Source organism: Clostridium sp. (assembly GCF_017888565.1).
Lineage (GTDB): Bacteria > Bacillota > Clostridia > Clostridiales > Clostridiaceae > Clostridium.
Window position 1 is genome coordinate 1 of the sequence record NZ_JAGHFX010000034.1, and the last position, 18,716, is coordinate 18,716.

12 protein-coding genes, 3 tRNA genes and 1 other annotated feature are annotated in these 18,716 nt (G+C 29.6%); of the genes, 1 reads left to right on the forward strand and 14 read right to left on the reverse strand.

The genetic code is table 11. The features are described from left to right. Nucleotides 1–512 precede the first annotated feature (512 nt). Complete coding sequence (locus J7M87_RS05850) at nt 513–1,502, forward strand: DUF5050 domain-containing protein (protein WP_291649588.1); 990 nt, start codon at nt 513–515, stop codon at nt 1,500–1,502. A 32-nt stretch (nt 1,503–1,534) separates the two neighbouring features. Here the strand turns inward: J7M87_RS05850 and murD are convergent, their stop codons facing one another. From murD to J7M87_RS05920, 14 genes are all read right to left on the reverse strand, one after another. After that, the gene (murD, locus tag J7M87_RS05855; protein WP_291649590.1) at nt 1,535–2,914 is read right to left on the reverse strand and encodes a UDP-N-acetylmuramoyl-L-alanine--D-glutamate ligase; all 1,380 of its coding nucleotides are present in this window, start codon (nt 2,912–2,914) and stop codon (nt 1,535–1,537) included. Between the two features lie 506 nt (nt 2,915–3,420). Then, complete coding sequence (locus tag J7M87_RS05860; RefSeq protein WP_291649592.1) at nt 3,421–4,812, reverse strand: glycine--tRNA ligase; 1,392 nt, start codon at nt 4,810–4,812, stop codon at nt 3,421–3,423. Nucleotides 4,813–4,856: 44 nt separating this feature from the next. Next, nucleotides 4,857–5,024, reverse strand: a binding site (T-box leader). 207 nt (nt 5,025–5,231) lie between these two features. After that, a tRNA-Asn gene (locus tag J7M87_RS05865) sits at nt 5,232–5,306 on the reverse strand. A 29-nt stretch (nt 5,307–5,335) separates the two neighbouring features. Beyond that, nucleotides 5,336–5,410 (reverse strand) — tRNA-Asn (locus J7M87_RS05870). Nucleotides 5,411–5,595: 185 nt separating this feature from the next. Continuing rightward, on the reverse strand, nt 5,596–7,101 hold the full coding sequence (gene lysS, locus J7M87_RS05875) for a lysine--tRNA ligase (protein ID WP_291649594.1): 1,506 nt from the start codon (nt 7,099–7,101) through the stop codon (nt 5,596–5,598). Between the two features lie 14 nt (nt 7,102–7,115). Then, nucleotides 7,116–7,598, reverse strand: a complete 483-nt coding sequence (greA, locus tag J7M87_RS05880) for a transcription elongation factor GreA (RefSeq protein ID WP_291649596.1) — start codon at nt 7,596–7,598, stop codon at nt 7,116–7,118. Nucleotides 7,599–7,811: 213 nt separating this feature from the next. After that, complete coding sequence (gene dusB, locus J7M87_RS05885; protein WP_291649599.1) at nt 7,812–8,798, reverse strand: tRNA dihydrouridine synthase DusB; 987 nt, start codon at nt 8,796–8,798, stop codon at nt 7,812–7,814. 6 nt (nt 8,799–8,804) lie between these two features. Further along, complete coding sequence (locus J7M87_RS05890) at nt 8,805–9,584, reverse strand: type III pantothenate kinase (RefSeq protein WP_291649601.1); 780 nt, start codon at nt 9,582–9,584, stop codon at nt 8,805–8,807. Between the two features lie 132 nt (nt 9,585–9,716). Further along, nucleotides 9,717–11,387, reverse strand: a complete 1,671-nt coding sequence (locus J7M87_RS05895; RefSeq protein ID WP_291649603.1) for a formate--tetrahydrofolate ligase — start codon at nt 11,385–11,387, stop codon at nt 9,717–9,719. A 292-nt stretch (nt 11,388–11,679) separates the two neighbouring features. After that, entirely contained in the window at nt 11,680–13,482 is a 1,803-nt protein-coding gene (gene ftsH / locus J7M87_RS05900; RefSeq protein WP_271846072.1) for an ATP-dependent zinc metalloprotease FtsH, read from the reverse strand. Nucleotides 13,483–13,527: 45 nt separating this feature from the next. Beyond that, on the reverse strand, nt 13,528–14,067 hold the full coding sequence (gene hpt, locus J7M87_RS05905) for a hypoxanthine phosphoribosyltransferase (protein WP_291649608.1): 540 nt from the start codon (nt 14,065–14,067) through the stop codon (nt 13,528–13,530). A gap of 4 nt (nt 14,068–14,071) precedes the next feature. Continuing rightward, nucleotides 14,072–15,466 carry a tRNA lysidine(34) synthetase TilS gene (gene tilS, locus J7M87_RS05910; protein WP_291649610.1) on the reverse strand — a complete coding sequence of 465 codons (1,395 nt, stop codon included), beginning with the start codon at nt 15,464–15,466 and terminating at the stop codon, nt 14,072–14,074. Nucleotides 15,467–15,777: 311 nt separating this feature from the next. Next, the gene (spoIIE, locus tag J7M87_RS05915; RefSeq protein WP_291649613.1) at nt 15,778–18,162 is read right to left on the reverse strand and encodes a stage II sporulation protein E; all 2,385 of its coding nucleotides are present in this window, start codon (nt 18,160–18,162) and stop codon (nt 15,778–15,780) included. Between the two features lie 429 nt (nt 18,163–18,591). Further along, nucleotides 18,592–18,678: transfer RNA gene (locus tag J7M87_RS05920), tRNA-Leu, on the reverse strand. Nucleotides 18,679–18,716 lie beyond the last annotated feature (38 nt).

The following is an 18,716-nucleotide window of genomic DNA, read 5'->3' on the forward strand; positions in this document are numbered from 1 at the left end:
AGGATCAAACTCTCAATAAAAAGTTTAATCTCTTTGCTCAAATTACTTTGAGTCTTAATGTTAAGACGTCTAAAAGAATTGCTGGTTTGTTTACTTAACTTATTTTCTGTTCAATTTTCAAAGATCTAAACTTTGCCATCTCATCGACCGCTTAATTATAATAACATTTTATCACTTAATTGTCAACACTTTTTTGTTATCAATTTTTCTTGTTATTTAGCTTTCGTTCCCGACGACGCTATTTATAATACCATGACTGTAAGCCTGCCCAATGTACAATGTGCATTATTTATTTGTTTTGTTATTAAAATTCTATCAAATTCTAACTTATTCTCCTTTTTTCATATAATGATACGCCTGGTAAAGTTAACGTCTAATTTTATAATTTTAATATAAAAAATATCATTTTTCATCAAAATTATCTATATTTTCACAATTTTATTTTACTTAATATCAATTTTAATCTAAAATATTATTATAAAATAATCCAAATTAAATACTCGGAGGTATTTATGATAAAGAAGACTTTTTTTCTTTTAATTATATCAACATTTTTATTCGCAGGCTGTACAAGCAAAGATTCAAATACTGATTCTATAAATAAGACTACATCTCTATCAACCTCATACAAGGAAAGTATAAATGATAATACTAAAATAATTCTTTCCGGAAAGACTTCAACTTATAATAAATATATATCTTTAGGTAATTTATTATTCTTCCCTAATCCTGCTAACAATAATAAATTATCAGTATTAGATTTTTCTAAAACCATTAATAAAATAACTAATGATTTAGTTATAGATATATTTGATTATTCTGTTGACTCGATTGCTACAGATAATAACTTTATTTACTTTTCATCACTATCTAATAGTAAAGGACTTTATAAATTAGACTATCAAAAAAAGACCGTTACAAAAATTGATGATAGTTATCCTAAAGGATTAACTTATCAAAATGACAAATTGTATTACACTGATTTAAATACCCAAAATATCTACTCATTTGATGTTAAATCTAATTCTAAAACATTATTAACAAACACTAGGGTAGGAGAATTTATCATAAATAATAATTCTATATACTACAAAAACTTGGATGATTATTCGAAGTTATACTGTCTAAAAATAGATAATAAATCAAATTTCAAACTAACAGATACTCCTGTAGATAGTTTTATAACTTATAGTAATAATTTATTATTTATAAATACTTCAGATAGTAATTCTCTATATTCCTTAGATTCATCAAATAAGGAAATTAAAAAGCTTTTAAATATTAATGCTGCCAAACTAAAACAATTTGATGATAAGATTTACTTCATCAATAATAATGATCCAAATTCTATCTATGAACTTAAACCTTCAGATCAGAATAATAATTTTGATTATTATAAAGTATTTTCTGATTTTACAAACGAATATTTCCCTACAGATAAAGGAATTTTCATAGAAACTTCTTCAAATACTAATGAAATAGAAATCCTTAATGTAAATTAAAAAAATAAAAGGCTATTTAGCCTTTTATTTTTTTATTGTATCTTATTCACTATTTCCTTAAATTTATTTCCTCTTTCAGCAAAGTTAGGGAACATATCAAATGATGCGCAAGCCGGTGATAGGGTAACTATATCCCCCTCTGTAGCTAATTCTTTAGCCTTAAATACGGCATCCTCCAATGTATCTACCAAACTTATAGAAATTTCAATCCCTTTTTCTTCTTTCAATTTAAGAAAAGCATCTTTAATCAAATCTTTTGTATCACCTAGTAATATTAATTCCTTTATATACGGATATCCTTGTTCTGCTAATGGTACAAAAGGAATATGCTTATCATATCCTCCTGCTATTAAAATAACTTTACTTTCAAAAGCAAATAATCCAGCTAATGTTCTTGTTGGGCTTGAAGCTATAGAGTCATTATAATACTTAACACCATCGATCTCTCTAACCAATTCACATCTATGCTCAACTCCTCCAAAACTTTCGGCAACTTTCTTCATAACTTCTATAGATACATCATCTTTTGTTGCTAAAAATGCAGCTAAATAATTTTCTATATTATGAATTCCTTTAATAGCTATATTTTCTTTTTTACAAACTTTATTATTTTCTAGATACAATACATTGTCATTTAAGTAAGCACCATTTTCAATTTTCCTATTAGAACTAAACTCTTTAACTATCCCTTTAGCCTCTGAAGCGAATCCATGTGTTATTTCATTTTCTCTATTTAATATTAAAACTCCATCTTTATCTTGATATAAAAATATGTTTTTCTTTGCATCTATATATTCTTGCATATCAAGATGCATATCCAAATGATTTGGTGCAAGATTAGTTACTACAGCAATATCAATTGGAACATCCATAGTCATAAGCTGAAAACTAGATAACTCTAATACAACTTTATCCTCTTCCCCTATTTCTTCTATATTAGAAAATAATGGAGTACCTATATTCCCTCCAACCCAAGTTTTATATCCTGCTTCTTCTAAAAGCTTTGATATAATTGTTGTTGTTGTTGTTTTTCCATCACTTCCTGTAATTCCATAAATCTTTCCTTTACAATATCTAACGAATTCCTCCATTTCTGAAGTTATATATGCGCCCTCATTTTTTACTTTTTCTAGCGCCTCACAATCTATTCTCATTGATGGCGTCTTAAATACTACATCAAATCCTGTTAGTCTGCTTAAGTATCCCTCTCCTAATTCTAATGCAACTAATAATTCATCAAACTCTTTTGCTACATCTCCTAGGTCTTCTCTATTTTTCTTATCAAATGCAGTCACAACCGCTCCAAGCTTAACCAAAAATCTTATAAGAGGTATATTACTAACTCCTATGCCTACAACAGCAACTTTTTTTCCTTTTATAAAATCTTTAAATTCATTAAATTGCTTTTTCATAATCTTCCTCCAAAACCATATATAAAATATTATATGAAACTCTTTTTACTAAGTTCAAATCAGTAATATAAACTTATCAAATAAGATCTTTAAAATCCAAAAAATATGTATTTTCCATTCTCACACTTATTCAAATGAGTAAGTTCGCCTTGCCAATATAAAATTGGGAGGCTCACTTATCTTTAAGTCTGTCCCAATTCCTTCTAATTATAACACTTAAATTTATTAAATACAAAAAAGCTCAATTTCAGAAATCTATTTAATATAAAATTTATTAAATTTCGCGTACGATTTATTGACTAAAAAAGTTAATCCCTTATTTTTATAAAGGACCTCACGTTTTGAGCCCCTTTTAAACCATTGGTTCTACTTACTTAAATACACTTTTTAAACTTAAATAGAAATTTCTATTTATTTTATATATGAGCAAAAGGGAAGCTCCAATTAGAACTTCCCTTTTTATCAGCTAACATCAAAATTTATTTTGATACAACTCCTTCTCAAAATTAGAATTCCAAGCTTTTTTCTATATAAGCTTCTAAATCTGAAATTTTTACTCTTTCTTGTTCCATGGTATCTCTATTCCTAATAGTGACTGATTCATCTTCTAAAGTATCAAAATCTATTGTTATACAGAATGGAGTTCCTATTTCATCTTGTCTTCTATATCTCTTACCAATACTTCCAGCTTCATCATATTCTATATTGAATTTTTTGCTCAAATCAGAATATACATCTAAAGCCTTTTCTGAAAGTTTCTTTGAAAGTGGTAGAATTGCCGCCTTATATGGAGCTAAAGCAGGATGTAAATGCATAACAGTTCTAACATCTCCACCTTCTAACTCTTCTTCATCATATGCATCTACTAAGAAAGCTAATGCAACTCTATCAGCTCCTAACGATGGCTCTATAACATAAGGAACATATTTTTCATTAGTTGTTGGATCTAAGTAACTCATATCTTGACCTGAGTGTTCTTGGTGCTTTGTTAGGTCATAATCTGTTCTATCAGCTATTCCCCATAATTCACCCCATCCAAATGGGAATAAATATTCTATATCTGATGTTGCATTTGAATAGAATGATAATTCTTCTTCACCATGATCTCTCATTCTTAAATTATCTTGTTGTACTCCTAGATTTAATAAGAAATTCCAACAATAATCCTTCCAGTACTTAAACCATTCTAAATCTGTTCCTGGCTTACAGAAAAATTCTAACTCCATTTGTTCAAATTCTCTTGTTCTAAATGTAAAGTTTCCTGGAGTTATTTCATTTCTAAACGATTTACCAACTTGAGCAATACCAAATGGAACTTTCTTTCTTGAAGTTCTTTGTACTGATTTGAAGTTTACAAATATACCTTGAGCTGTTTCCGGTCTTAAGTATATTGTACTAGCAGAATCTTCTGTTATTCCTTGGAATGTTTTAAACATTAAATTAAATTTTCTTATATCAGTATAATTTAATTTTCCGCACTTAGGACATACTATATTATTCTTTTCTATATATTCCTTTAATTGTTCATTAGACCATCCATCTGCACTAGCTACTTCTGCTCCATTTTCAGTCATATGATCTTCTACTATTTTATCAGCTCTGAATCTTGCTTTACATTCCTTACAATCCATTAAAGGATCTGAAAATCCGCCAACGTGTCCTGATGCAACCCACACTTCTGGATTCATTAATATAGCACAGTCTACTCCTACATTATATGGACTTTCTTGAACAAACTTCTTCCACCATGCCTTTTTAACATTGTTTTTAAATTCCACTCCTAATGGACCGTAATCCCAAGAGTTAGCTAGCCCTCCATATATCTCTGATCCTGGGAATACAAAACCTCTACTCTTACAAAGAGCAACTACTTTTTCCATAGTTTTTTCTACTGCCATTTTAATACCTCCAATTTTTTATAAATAAAAAAGGCCTTAAGACCTAAAGGGACGAAATTTCAATTCCGCGGTTCCACCCTTCTTGGCTTTAGCCCAACTTTCAATGTTAATACTCAAAAGCGCCCTTCGACTTAAATTAATAACGATTTACACCAACCATCGTCTCTCTAAAAAAAAATATTAAGTTTACTCCTCTTTATCATTGTATCTATTAAATTATATATTAATTTTACCAAAAGCCTTTTATATGTCAAGTGTAAAAGACTTTCTATTAAAAATTTATCAAATTAACAATTATATTCTCTTTAGATATATACTATTTATCATTATTTAACTTTAAATATTATATCTCTTTTATATGCAAAAAGAGCTTTATAACAATAGACAAATCATCTACTCTTATAAAACTCTTATAAAAATGGCTCCGTGGAGAGGATTCGAACCTCCAACCTATCGGTTAACAGCCGAGTGCTCCACCATTGAGCTACCACGGAATATTCAAAAATTAATTTTAAAATTAAAATGGCTCCGCGTAGAGGATTCGAACCTCCAACCTATCGGTTAACAGCCGAGTGCTCCACCGTTGAGCTATCGCGGAATATTTACTACATTAGTTATTATATCAAGTTTTATTAATATTGCAAGTGTTTTTTTATAATTTTTTAAATTTTAATTTTTAAATAAAGAAAAATCTATTAAAATATAATAAATATACTTGTGTAACTTTAAATTATAATAGAGCTATAAAAAATTAAATGGCTGTCTATAACAGCCATTTAAATATTATTTTTGTGGTTTCATTGTTGGGAACATTATAACATCTCTTATAGATGCAGAATCTGTTAAGAACATTATAACTCTATCTATACCTATACCTAATCCACCTGTTGGAGGCATACCTGTTTCTAAAGCACTCATGAATTCTTCATCTATCATGTATGCTTCATCATCACCTAGCTCTCTTTCTTTTTCTTGTTGATTAAATCTTTCTCTTTGAACTATAGGATCATTTAATTCTGAATATGCATTACATATTTCTCTTCCAAATACAAATCCTTCAAATCTTTCAGTAAATTTATCATTCCCTCTTTTCTTTTTAGTTAAAGGTGATATTTCTACTGGGTAATCACAAATAAAAGTTGGTTGTATCATGTGTTGTTCTGCGTATTCTTCAAATAGAACATTTAACACTTCACCCTTTGTTACGTGCTTAATATTCTTCTTAAATTCTAAATTCTTTTCTTTAGCTATAGCCTGAGCTTCTTCATCTGATTTTATTTCATTAAAATCTATACCTGTATGCTCTTTTACAGCATCAACCATAGTTATTCTTCTCCATGGTGGTGCAAAGTCAATTTCTGTACCTTGATAATTAACCTTAGTTGTTCCATTTACTTTTTCACATACTGATGCAATCATATTTTCTGCAATTTCCATCATATCATTATAGTCAGAAAATGCTTCGTATAATTCTATCATTGTGAATTCAGGATTATGTCTTACAGACATACCTTCATTTCTAAAAGTTCTTCCCATGTCATAAACTTTTTCTAAACCAGCAACTATGCATCTCTTTAAATATAATTCTGGAGCTATTCTTAAGTACATATCTATATCTAAAGTATTATGATGAGTTATAAACGGTCTTGCTGATGCTCCTCCAGCTATAGGTGCAAGCATTGGAGTTTCAACTTCTATAAACCCTCTATTATCTAAGAATTCTCTTACACCCTTAAGTATAGCTGCCCTCTTCATGAAGTTAGTCTTAACTTCTGGGTTTGAAATCATATCTACTTCTCTTTGTCTATATCTTAAATCTGGATCTTTTAATCCATGCCACTTTTCTGGCAATGGCTTTAATGATTTACATATTAATTCGAAATTCTTAACCTTAACTGATACTTCTCCAGTTTTAGTTTTAAATACTTCCCCAGTTGCAACAACCCAGTCACCTAAATCATATGTTTTATATGATTTTAAAGCTTCTTCTCCTACTTCATCTATTTTTATAAATAATTGAATTTTTCCATCCCTATCTTGTACGTCTGAGAATACAACTTTTCCTTGACCTCTCTTAGACATAATTCTTCCAGCAACTGTAACTATAGTTCCTTCTAAATTTTCAAAATCCTTCTTAACATCCTCTGACATATGTGTTCTTTCAACTTTATAAACGTCAAATGGATCCTTTCCTTGATTTTGTAACTCTACTAACTTTTCTCTTCTTAAAGCTTCTTGCTCACTAAACTGAGATTCTAACTCTTGTATATTCATTTCCTCAGTTGACATTAAATATCCCTCCGTTACTCTCTTCTTATTCCTAATATTTCAAACTTATTTACTCCACCTGGAACCAAAACTTCAACTATTTCTCCAACTTTTTTACCTAATAAAGCTGCTCCTACTGGTGATTCATTTGATATTTTAAATTCCATAGGATCTGCTTCTGCTGAACCTACTATTGAATATTCAACTTCCTCATCAAATTCATAATCTTTAACTTTAACCTTTGTTCCTACTGAAACCTTATCTGTTGGAATTTCTGATCCATCAACAACAACAGCATTCTTTAACATATTTTCTAATTGAATAATTCTACCTTCAGTAAATGCTTGTTCGTTTTTAGCTTCATCATATTCTGAGTTTTCGCTTAAATCCCCATATCCTAATGCAACTTTTATTTTTTCAGTTATTTCTTTTCTTTTAACAGATTTTAAAAATTCCAATTCATCTTCTAACTTTTTTACACCTTCGTATGTCATTACGAACTTTTTAGTTTCACTCATGATTTTCTCCCCTTCAAAATTACTACTTTTATTTAAATACCTAACACTAGGTCTGATATTCTTAAAATCATTTAAAACATTATAAATCAGCAAGTATTATATGTCAACTAAGTTATAATATAAAGATATTCCTATATATTTATTAACAAATATATAGTATCCTCGCTTTTAATATATTTATTCTTTTAAAAATTTATTATTCAGGTATATTATTTAAACTTTATCAGAGACTCTTATTAATTCATCCTTATAGTTATTTAGCAATTCAATTACAGCACTACTATCTTCTAAAGTATTCATAACACCCCTTATGTCAGCACTCTTAGGTAATCCCTTAATATACCAGGATGCATGTTTTCTCATTTCCCTAACAGCTTTTCTTTCACCATCATACTTAATTGCTAATTCATAATGCCTTAAACACATATTTATTCTATCTAAATATGTTATCTCTAAAGGCGCTTTTCCTTTTAGTGCATATTCAATTTGCTTGAATATCCAAGGGTTACCCATGCTACCCCTTGCAATCATAATTCCATCACAATTAGTTTTGTTTTTTAACTCCATTGCATCTTCCGCTGTAAATACGTCTCCATTTCCTAGTACTGGCACTGATACAGATTCTTTAACTTTCCCTATTATATCCCAATCCGCCTTACCTTCGTACATCTGTTCCTTTGTTCTTCCATGAACAGTAACCGCATCTACTCCAGCCTCTTCAAGTCTCTTAGCAAATTCAACAGCATTGATATTTCCTTCATCCCATCCTTTTCTAAATTTAACCGTTACTGGCTTAGTGGATACCTTTTTAATTTCTCTCACTATATTAGCCGCTAACTCTGGATGTTTTAATAAAGCTGATCCTTCTCCATTTTTAGTAATTTTATTTACAGGACAGCCCATATTTATATCTATTAAACAAATATCTTCTCTTTCATTAAAATATCTTTGCACTACTTCAGCCATTATCTTAGGATCATTCCCAAAAATTTGAGCTGCAACGGGAGTTTCTTCATCAGCTATTCTAAGCAATGACTTGGTATTTTCATTTCCATAGTAAAGAGCCTTAGCACTTACCATCTCTGTATAAACCAACCCACACCCCATCTCCTTACATAATCCTCTAAAAGAGATATCTGTTACCCCCGCCATAGGCGCTAGAAAAACATTATTTTCAAATTCCAGGTTTCCAATTTTCATATTATACTACTCCTTATTTTTTTCGTATATTATTCTTAACCCCTCTAATGTTAAACTAGAATCAACCTTATCTATAACGTTAGTATTCTTAGCTATTAATTTTGCTAATCCCCCAGTCGCTATAACTAAAGGCTCATCTGAACCAAGATCTTTCATTTCTTTTTTTATTTTACTTACTATATATTCTACCTGCCCTATATATCCATAAATTATACCCGCTTGCATGCTAGATATAGTATTTTTACATATTATATTTTTGGGTACTTCTAATTCTACTCTCGGTAACTTTGCAGCTCTATCAAATAAAGCATCAGATGCTATTCTTATGCCTGGTGTAATACAGCCCCCAAGATAGTTCGCTTCTTTAGTTAATGAACAAAACGTTGTTGCTGTTCCAAAATCTATTATTATAAGATCCCTCTTATATTTGTCATGAGCAGCTACAGCATTTACAATTCTATCTGCTCCTACTTCCTTTGGATTGTCATATTTAATATTGATTCCAGTTTTAACACCGGGACCTACAATTAAAGGATTAATTCCAAAGCTCTTTTTTATCATATTTTCTAATGAATGCATTATGTTAGGAACAACAGATGAAATTATTATTCCTTTTACTTCTCTAGGATTTAAATTACTTTGAATAAAAAGCTGCATAACTTGAATAGAATATTCATCTGATGTCTTTTTCGCATCAGTAGAAATTCTCCAGCTAGCAATATTTTCAGAATTATTATATACTCCCAAGACTATATTGGTATTACCTACGTCTACCACTAAAATCATACAAGCACCACCTTAATACAATTAAAAGCAGCTTTGAAAGCTGCCTTTATTTAAATAAATATAATCACAATAATTTAACAATCTAATTTTAACAATTACAAATTATTTGTCAAGTGTTGTAAATTCCATATATTAAAATAACCCTACAATTTCCCCATTATCTAGTATATCCATTTTATTTGCAGCTGGAACTTTCGGAAGTCCTGGCATTGTCATTATATCACCATTTAATGCAACAATAAACCCTGCTCCATTTGAAACCCTAACTTCTCTAACAGTTATATCAAAATTTTTAGGTCTACCTTTTAATGATGGATTATCAGATAAAGAATATTGAGTTTTAGCCATACATATAGGCAATTTATCTAGTCCAAATCTCTCTAATTCCTCAATTTGTTTTTTTGCATTTGGAGTAAATACCGCTCCATTTGCTCCATAAATTTCTCTAGCTATTATATTTATCTTCTCTTCAATACTATTTTCTATATCATAAATAGGTTTAAAGTTAGATTTTTCTTTTTCTAATATATTGCAAACAACCTCTCCTAATTCAATTCCACCTTTTCCTCCTTTTGCCCATACATCCGATAAAGCAACCTTAACTCCTAATTTATTGCAATAATCTATAATAAATTCTACTTCTTCCTTACTATCACTTACAAATTTATTAATAGCTACAACTACTGGCACATTATATTTTTTAATATTTTCAATTTGCTTCTCTAAATTAGTTATACCTTTAGCTAAAGCTTCAACATCAGGAGTGCTTAGCATCTCCTTACTCACTCCCCCATGATTCTTTAACGCTCTAACAGTTGAAACTATAACAACGCAATCCGGAGTTAAGTCACCATATCTGCATTTTATATCCAAGAATTTTTCAGCTCCTAAATCAGCTCCAAATCCAGCTTCAGTAACAACTATATCACCTAATTTTAGTGCCATTTTTGTTGCTATTATAGAATTACATCCATGAGCTATATTTGCAAAAGGTCCTCCATGTATTATGGCTGGAGTATTTTCTAATGTTTGAACTAAATTAGGCTTAATAGCATCTTTCATAAGTAAAGCCATTGCTCCTTGTACATTTAATTGTTTTGCATAAACCGGCTCTCCATCTAAATCATAAGCTATTAGTATATTCCCCATTCGCTCTTTAAGATCTGATAGACTATTAGCCAAACATAGTATAGCCATAATTTCTGATGCAACAGTTATCATAAATCCATCCTCTCTCAAAAAACCATTAAGCTTTCCACCTAACCCAACAACTATGTTTCTAAGTGCCCTATCATTCATATCCATTACTCTTTTGAATACTATCCTTCTTGAATCAATCCTTAAATCATTTCCTTGATGTATATGATTATCTATAGCTGCCGCTAATAAGTTATTAGCACTAGTAATAGCATGCATATCCCCTGTAAAATGTAAATTTATATCTTCCATAGGTACTACTTGAGCATAACCACCACCAGCAGCTCCCCCTTTTATTCCAAACACTGGCCCAAGTGAAGGTTCTCTTAATGCTATAACTGCATTTTTACCCATTTTACAAAGTGCTTGCCCTAGGCCAACTGTAACTGTTGACTTTCCTTCCCCTGCGGGTGTAGGATTTATCGCAGTAACCAAAACTAATTTGCCATTTTCTTTATTTTTATTTTTTTCTAGTATATCTAAAGATAATTTGCATTTATATCTTCCATATTGTTCTATATCATCTTCAGTTAAATTTAGCTTTTCTGATATCTTAGTTATATATTCCATTTTAGCTTCTTGAGCTATTTGAATATCATTCTTCATCTCAATACACTCCTAACTTTCATAAAATTATTTCATATTCTTATTTTATACATAAATTATATCATCTAATTCATAACTTTCAAACATTCTTTCGAACATTAACATTTAATTTTCACTTTTAATTCGTTTAATTACCACTAAATAATTATTTTTCATTTATTATTACAATTAATAATTCGCATTTATAATTTTATAATATCTCTATAGAATTTACATCTTAACAATTAACTCAAATTTATATGATAAGTTCTTTATAAGAAAGGAGTAGCCATATGGCTACTCCTTTTCAATATTAGCTAGCTTCGAAAATTCTTACAAATTCTGCGCCATCTATTTTTTCTTTTTCTAATAAAGTTGCTGCTACTGCATGTAATTTATTAATATTTTGACTTAATAAAGTTTCTGCTCTTTCATATGCTTCATCAATAAATCTCTTAACTTCCTTATCAATTTCTGCTCCAACTTCTTCACTGAAATTTCTGCCGTGTCCTAAGTTTCTTCCTAAGAACACTTCATTATTATCTCCGCCATATGAGATAGTTCCAAGCTTTTCACTCATTCCATATTCCATTACCATAGCTCTTGCTATAGCACTTGCTCTATCAATATCATTCTTAGCTCCAGTACTAATATCTGATAATATTAACTTTTCAGCAACTCTACCACCAAGTAATCCAACCATATCATCTCTTAATTTTTCTTTTGATGTATATGATCTATCTTCTTCAGGTAAATGCATTGTATATCCACCTGCCATACCTCTTGGTATTATACTAATCTCATGAACTGGATCCGAATGAACTAAAAGCTTCATTACAACCGCATGACCAGCCTCGTGATATGCAGTTAACTTTCTATCATGTTCATTAATAGCTCTACTTTTCTTTTCTGGTCCAGCTATTACTCTAGTTATAGCTTCCTCAAAATCTTGCATTCCTATTAATTTTTCATTTTTTCTAACTGCTAATAAAGCAGCCTCATTTGCTAAGTTTTCTAAATCTGCTCCACTAAACCCTGGAGTTCTCTTAGCTAAAACTTTCAACTCTACCTCTTCTGATAAAGGCTTTTTCTTAGTGTGAACCTTTAATATCTCTTCTCTTCCCTTTACATCAGGAGCTCCAACAACAATTTGTCTATCAAATCTACCCGGTCTAAGTAAAGCTGGATCTAAAATATCTGGCCTGTTCGTTGCTGCAATCATTATTATTCCTTCATTAGCCCCAAAACCATCCATTTCAACCAATAGTTGATTTAATGTTTGCTCTCTTTCATCATGTCCTCCACCAAGGCCTGCACCTCTTTGTCTACCTACTGCATCTATTTCATCTATAAACACAAGTGATGGTGCGCTCTTTTTAGCTTGCTCAAATAAGTCCCTAACTCTTGATGCACCAACACCAACGAACATTTCAACGAAATCTGATCCTGATATACTATAGAAAGGCACCCCTGCCTCTCCCGCTATAGCTTTCGCCAATAAAGTTTTACCTGTTCCTGGAGGTCCTACTAATAAAACCCCTTTAGGTATTCTAGCTCCCATCTCAGTATATCTTGATGGTTGTTTTAAGAAATCAACTATTTCTTCTAATTCTTGTTTTTCTTCATCTGCTCCTGCTACATCATCAAATGTAACTCTTTTGGCATCTGGAGGCATTACCTTTGCTCTACTTTTTCCAAAGTTCATAACACCTCTTCCACCGCCGCCACCTTGTGACTGTTGTGACATCATAAAGAAGAATACGAAGAATAGAACCATTATCATTACCGTAGGTATAATACTAATCCACACACTACTATTTGAAGGCTGTTTGAAATCTACTCTAATATCATCTTTAGGAGTTTGAGCCATTAACATCTGCACCATTTCACTAGGAGCATATGTATTGAATTGCTTACTGTCTCTTGTTTTTCCTGAAATTAACATCTTATCTGGATGAACCATAATACTTTCTATCTCATCATTAACCCATTTTTGTTGAAAATCACTGTATGATATCTCATCCGCCATCTTACCGCTATTCCATAAGAACGTTGCAGATAAGAAAAGTATCAAAATAACAAATATCCATACTGTTGCACTTGAATATTTTTTCATTCAAGGCCCCCCTTTCCTCTAGTTTTATTATATTGCATTTTAAATTTAATTTTTATACACTTCTTCTTTTAATATACCTACATATGGCAGGTTTCTATATTTTTCAGCAAAGTCTAATCCATATCCAACTAAAAACTCATCTGGAACTTCAAAGCCACAATATTTAACTTGTATATCCACTTTTCTTCTAGATGGCTTAGTTAAAAAAGTTATTATTTCTATGCTATTAGCTTTTCTAGTTTTTAAGTACTTTAATAAATAATCTAGTGTAACTCCACTATCTATTATATCTTCTACTATAATTATGTCCTTACCTTCAATGCTATGATCTAAATCTTTTAAAATTCTAACTACTCCAGATGTTTCTGTAGAACTTCCATAACTAGATACCGCCATAAAATCAATTTCGCAAGGTATTGTTATATTTTTTATAAGATCAGACGCAAACATAACTGATCCCTTTAAAATTCCTACAACAAGTAAATCTTTATTCTTATAATCTTCACTTATCTTAGTTGCTAATTCTTTAACCTTTCCTGCTATTTGTTCTTCAGTAAGTAATATTTCCTTTATGTCCCTTATCATTTCCCTATTCCTTTCTAGTAAAAGTAATTTTTAGTACATTTTTAGTATCCTTAGTTATTTTAAACTTATCTGAAACCTTATGACCTACTATCCAAGCTATTTCATTATCAAACAATAAAATAGGAATTTCAGGTCTTTGTTCAACTGGAACTTTTAGATTGATAAATATGTCTTTTACTTTTTTACTTCCTTTCATTCCAAGAGGGACTATCTTATCCCCATTTCTTCTGTTTCTAATAATTATCTTTTCTTTTATCTTATCATAATCAAAATATTTTATTAATACATTATTAGAAAATTCTATATTATTTTTATCTTTTATAACCTTAAAATCAATATCATATCCATCATATTCAAAAGAATCTTCATTCAATTTACTCCTATTTACTAACACCTCTTTTTCTACATACTCTTTGCTATTATATTCTTTATTTTTTAAGTATATATCTCCATATACATTTTCAGCTACCATCGCATTTGGTAAATCAATTTTTTTATTTGTAGAATTTTTTTCCAATTCTATCACTTCATAAATATGCTTCATCTCGAAATTATTGTACTTTCCAGTAAACTCTATAAACGCCTTTTTTATAATCCTTGTTATTATTGCCTTATCCAATAAAAATGCTTCTTTCGATATAACTATATGATTATTTTTATTACCACAATACTTTTTATAACTATTATTGCATTGTTTTTCAATAAAGTCATTATCTATTTGTAATAAATTTGTCATTCTATTCAAAGTTTCTATTATATCTTTATTAAAATTTTCTTTCATATAAGGTAGTATATCTAACCTAACTTTGTTCCTACTATATATTTTTTCTAAATTAGTTTTATCTATTCTAGGATTTAAGTTATTTTCTTTACAATAATCTTCTATCTCTTCTCTTGAAAGGCATAATATGGGCCTTATTATCCCACCATCCCTTTTACTCCTAATACCACATAGCCCTTCAACTCCAGTACCTCTCATCATATTCATAACAACAGTTTCAGCTTGATCATTAGAATTATGAGCTACTGCTATTTTACTATAATTTTGTGTATTTTTTATAAAGTCAAAGAATTTATATCTCTCTTCTCTACCTGCCATTTCATGAGAAACACCTTTTTCTTTAGCTATTTTATCTATATCAATCCTTGTTGGATAAAAATCTATATTAAATTTCTTGCATATTTTTTTTGCATATTCTTCATCATTTAAAGCATCTTGCCCCCTCAGCATATGGTTAACATGAGCTGCTCCTATATCTATATTTAGCGCTTCCCTTAACTTATAAAGTATATGAAGTAAACAAACTGAATCAGGTCCTCCAGATAAAGCAACTAAAACTCTATCTCCTTCTTGTATAAGATCATTTTTAATTATAAAATCCTTTACTTTGTTTATCACATTTATGCTCCTCAGTATATTTATTTTATTATATAATTTCTAATAATCACTTCCCTAATATAGTTCAATTAATATTATTCTTATAATAGCTCTATAATATCAATAATTTTATGAACTTATTTAATTAAATATAAACCTTTAAGTTATTTATATTACTTCAAATTTCATATTAATAATCAAAACATATATAATATAATAACCTTAACACATATATATGTAAACAATTATGACTGTTAAATTTTTCAACATCAAAAATTGAAGAAGATGAGATACTACATTTATATCCCATCCTCTTTTATTCAATCTTATTATTAATAAACAGAGTACATTTTGGAAACTAAAACCGTCATATCATCCCACACTTTTCCACCGCTTAATACTATTGCCTTTTCAAGAATATCCCTAGATAATGCTGCTGGATTCGTATCTGCATATTGTAAATATTCCTGTAACCAAGAATAGCTTCCAACATTATTTTTATCTATATCCAGTACACCGTCACTAATTGAAACTATTATATCACCATGTTTTAGTTTTACTTTCTCTGAGCTTATATCTACACTATCTAATATTCCAAAAGGTAAACTGTTAGATTTAACAACTTTAACGCTTTGTCCTCTCTTTATAAAGCTAACAACCCCACCTATCTTTATAAATTCAGTCTCACCAGTATATAAATCAACTAAACTTAGATCCATAGTAGTAAATTTTTCATCTTCATTAAACTTCATAGCCATTATAGAGTTGACTGTATCTATAGCTGTTTTTTCACTAAATCCATTCTCTATAAACTTTTCAATTAAATCAACAGCTAGTCCACTTTCTGTTCCCGCCTCAGGGCCAGATCCCATTCCATCACTCACTATAGTTAAATAAGTACCATCATTATTTTTAGAAAAACTATAACTATCTCCCATTAAAGTTTCTCCCTCTTTAGCTCTTGTCGCTGCATAAGATGTCATATGATATTTAGGAGTTTCTTCTATTATAATTGAACAATCATTTGTATCAGGATCTATTCTACATCCTTCACTCGATATTGATACCGGAACCCTTACTAACCCATTAATTATAGGTAATATGTTCTTTGCACAATAACATCCACCTTCACAGTTATTTAAAGTTACTTTTATTTTCATTCTACCTTTTCTATCTAAATAACAGAATACATCCTTATACTCTATTTTATTTTTGCTTAAGGCCTTCTTTAAAACTTTATCTATTTCTGAACATATAGATATATCTTTTTCAAAATCTCTAATCATATCTCCCATAGTTTGAGAAATATTATTTATATGATTCGCAATTAAATTTCTACCTTCCGTTAGCCTTGTTTTCAAAGCTTCATTTACAGTATAGTTATTCACAATTTCTTGGGCATTTTTCATTAAACTTCTTTTCTTTACACATTTCTTTTCTAAATCTTGTGGAAAATATATATCATTCTCTTCACAGCTACTTATAAGTTCAGAAAAACCTTCAAAAGTAGAATGCAAATTACGATCCCAACATCTTTGCTTAAGCTCACAATTATAACATACTCTATCTGCTAAACTTTCCACCATAGCAGTTCCTTTATTATTTAATGATAAAATATCATTTTCTCCTAAATTCAATATTGATGATGATAAACTTGATAATATTGATTTCATAGAATTAAGCCTATCAACAAATTCATTTTTCACACCATTTAGATGTATATCATTAATAACTTCTGCTTTCTTTTCTTGATTAAACTCCTTCGTTATATATTCTATAATACTTTTAGGAATAAGAATTAAAATCGCTATAGCTACTGTTACTTCTATCCCCCCATAAATAGAAAATTTATCCGAATACATTGATATTATGAAGTAAACAACAAAATATGCTATAGAAGAAAATATTCTTCCTGTGTCTTTAAATATCCCAATTATAAGCCCACATAAACTATATAAGCTTATAGATGCTATTATATCATTATTAGTTATTCCAATGACAAACCCCATCGAAACTCCTATAGCAGAACCCAATCCAGTTCCTCCTACATAGGCAAAAATAGCTATTATAGTTAACGCTAATATATTTCTTAAATAAACTCCAAAAATATTTAAATTCCCGACTCCTGCAACTAATAAGCACAATAAAATCCCTATACTTATCAATTCTTCTGTTGAGAAAAAATAATTACTTTCTAATTCATCAACACAATTCAATGCATAATTAAGTATGTATCTCACCGGTATTATGCTTAATACCTTTAAAACAGAAAAAGTTAAATTAACACCTATAGGTTGATTATTTATTATTAAATTATACATAAAGAACGTTGAAAATATTAATCCAAAAGTTATTATGTCTCTTTGCTTTAACTCTATTTTATTACATATTTCAATATATAGCATTACTACTACAGCTACTATGCAATAAGCTATCGACCCTTCTAGAGTTTTATATATAGAAAGATACCCACCTATAATACCTAATAAAGATAAGAGCATATCTCTTCCCTTCTCTTTTCTTATTCCAATAAGATATGCAATCCCAAAAGGCGCTATCCCCATATCTATAGTTACCGATAATAAAACCCTACTTAATAAAAATCCTATCAAAAAAGCTGCAATGGCACTAATGACCGTTCCATTTAATCTCAGTTCCTTTTTATTTTTTCTATTTTCTAATCTCTTATATGTTGATATATCAACACCATATTGCATATACTCCCCTCCAACTTCCATAAAATGTAATTTAAATTATATCATTGCTTTTGAGAAATATATGTCATATGATGTATCCTATTAGTTATTTTCGTTGGACAATAAAATATAAAATTCCTTATAGATAGATTGTAATTCTTTCAAGATTATATTTATATAAATCCACTTAAAGCCTATATATACTAATAACTTTCGTGATATTTTACCATATTAATATCATATTAAAACTTGTTTTATAAATCTAATTTTTAAAACAATTTTGTCATTATTACAAACTTTATGAAGAACTATTTTTTTCAATTTTGTAATGTTTTATTTTTTTCTTTCATATAATTTATTTTACTAATTTTTAATATTAATATTATGCCTACATTAATATTAATAAAACTTTATATAACAAAAAAGTACTTAAGAAATCTTAAGTACTTTTGGTGCTGAAGACCGGAATCGAACCGGTACGGTATCGCTACCGCAGGATTTTAAGTCCTGTGCGTCTGCCTGTTCCGCCACTTCAGCGTATATGGTAGCGGAAATAGGACTTGAACCTACGACAC